Genomic DNA, 2,100 nt, shown 5'->3' on the forward strand with positions numbered 1-2,100 from the left:
CCATCAAAATTTTTGCCAACATGGATAATTGAGTGCTTATCTTTCACCCAAAATCCTTGTTGGCTTTTTGCTTGAACATTGTGCCCTAAGGCCTTGGCTCGAGAATTCTGTGCAATTTGATTAGTAGTGGGCGCAAGCAACTCACCAATTAATGTCACGATAATTACAAACACTAATGCTGTTTTAATAACAATCTTAACAATATTCATAATTGAAACACCTGAACCTCTGACAATAATCAGCTGTGAGGTTGCTGCTAAATGACCCAATGCCAATAATGATCCCAGCAAAATAACTACAGAAGAGTGCCCAGAAATGATATCTGGCAACTTTAAGGAAATATAAGTAATAGCTTCAATAACGGTATAGTTTGCTTGCCCAATATCGTTCACTTCATTCAGAAAACTAAAAAACGAATAAACACCTAGCCAAATCAACATTACAGCTAAAGTGTAAAAAGCCATGGTTTTAATAATGTAACGGTCTAAAATTTTCATTAAAATACAGTCTATAAAATCGATTTATTCAATACAGCACTATTATGACAAATATTCACAGCGATAGAATCCTTATTCTTGATTTTGGCTCTCAATACACTCAACTCATTGCCCGTCGCGTACGCGAGATTGGCGTGTACTGTGAATTATTTCCTTACGATGTAGATATAGCCTTTATTAAAGATTTCAATCCTAAGGGTATTATTCTATCAGGCGGACCTGATACAGTTACTACTGACGATTCAGCCAGAGCACCTCAAATTGTGTTTGATTTAGGCGTGCCAATCCTAGGCATTTGTTACGGCATGCAAACCATGGCTATGCAGCTTGGCGGCCAGGCCACCTCTGCAGATAAGCATGAATACGGTTTTGCTCAAATTCGTGCTCGTAATCATTCGCCACTACTGAGCGATATTACCGACGATGTAAATGATGAAGGCCATAGCCTGCTTGATGTATGGATGAGTCATGGTATTGAAGTCACCAAACTTCCAGAAGGATTTGAACGCATTGCCAATACAGATAACTGCGCCATTGCTGGTTTTGCCAATACTGAGAAAAATTACTATGGCCTTCAATTTCACCCAGAAGTCACTCACACCACACAAGGTCAGAGAATTTTAGAGCGCTTTGTAGCTAAGATTTGTGGCTGCGAAAAACAATGGACAACCGAAAACATTATTACCGATTTAGTTCAAAGCTTGAAAGATCAAATCGGCACAGGCAACGTACTACTTGGCCTATCAGGTGGTGTTGACTCATCCGTTGTAGCCGCCCTACTGCATCAAGCGATTGGTGATCAGCTCACCTGTGTATTTGTTGATAACGGCCTACTTCGTCTTAACGAAGGCGATGAAGTGATGAAAACTTTTGCTGATAATATGGGTGTGAAAGTTATTCGCGCTAATGCACAAAAGAAATTCTACGATGGTCTTGCTGATGAAAACGATCCCGAAAAGAAAAGAAAAATTATTGGCGGTGCTTTTATTGAAGTATTTGAAGAAGAAGCCAAACACCTGGACGATATCAAATTCTTAGCTCAAGGCACAATTTATCCAGATGTGATCGAATCTGCAGGTGCAGCGTCCGGAAAGGCTAAAGTGATCAAATCACATCACAATGTTGGCGGCTTGCCAGATGACCTTAAATTTGAGTTGGTAGAGCCTTTAAGAGAACTCTTTAAAGATGAGGTTCGCACTATTGGTGTAAAACTCGGCATCCCTGCTCATATGCTCTATCGCCACCCATTCCCTGGCCCAGGGCTTGGTGTTCGTATTCTTGGTCAGGTTAAAGAGGAATATGCCAATATTTTACGTGAAGCAGACGCCATCTTTATGGATGAACTTTACAAACACAATTTATATGACACTGTTAACCAGGCTTTTGCCGTATTTTTGCCGATCAAATCTGTCGGAGTCACGGGTGATGAGCGTCGTTATGATTATGTTATCGCCTTACGTGCCGTTGAAACCATCGACTTTATGACCGCTAGATGGGCACGCCTACCGTATGATTTCCTTGATATTGTTTCTAACCGTATCATGAATGAAATCACGCGTGTTTCACGTGTAGTTTATGACATATCGGGCAAGCCACCGGCCAC

2 protein-coding genes are annotated in these 2,100 nt (G+C 40.9%); one reads left to right on the plus strand and one right to left on the minus strand.

What is annotated here, in order from left to right:
- Positions 1-497 (minus strand): LptF/LptG family permease (locus ABNR88_RS07190; protein WP_348670252.1); only part of this gene is annotated, 497 nt, incomplete at its 3' end.
- 44 nt (positions 498-541) lie between these two features.
- On the opposite strand from ABNR88_RS07190, the gene guaA reads away from it, so the two are divergent.
- Positions 542-2,100, plus strand: a 1,559-nt coding sequence (gene guaA / locus ABNR88_RS07195) for a glutamine-hydrolyzing GMP synthase (RefSeq protein ID WP_348670253.1), incomplete at its 3' end; no start/stop codon positions are given.

Origin of the sequence: uncultured Candidatus Thioglobus sp., from assembly GCF_963981275.1 — a bacterium.
In the GTDB taxonomy this organism is placed as follows: Bacteria; Pseudomonadota; Gammaproteobacteria; order PS1; family Pseudothioglobaceae; genus Thioglobus_A.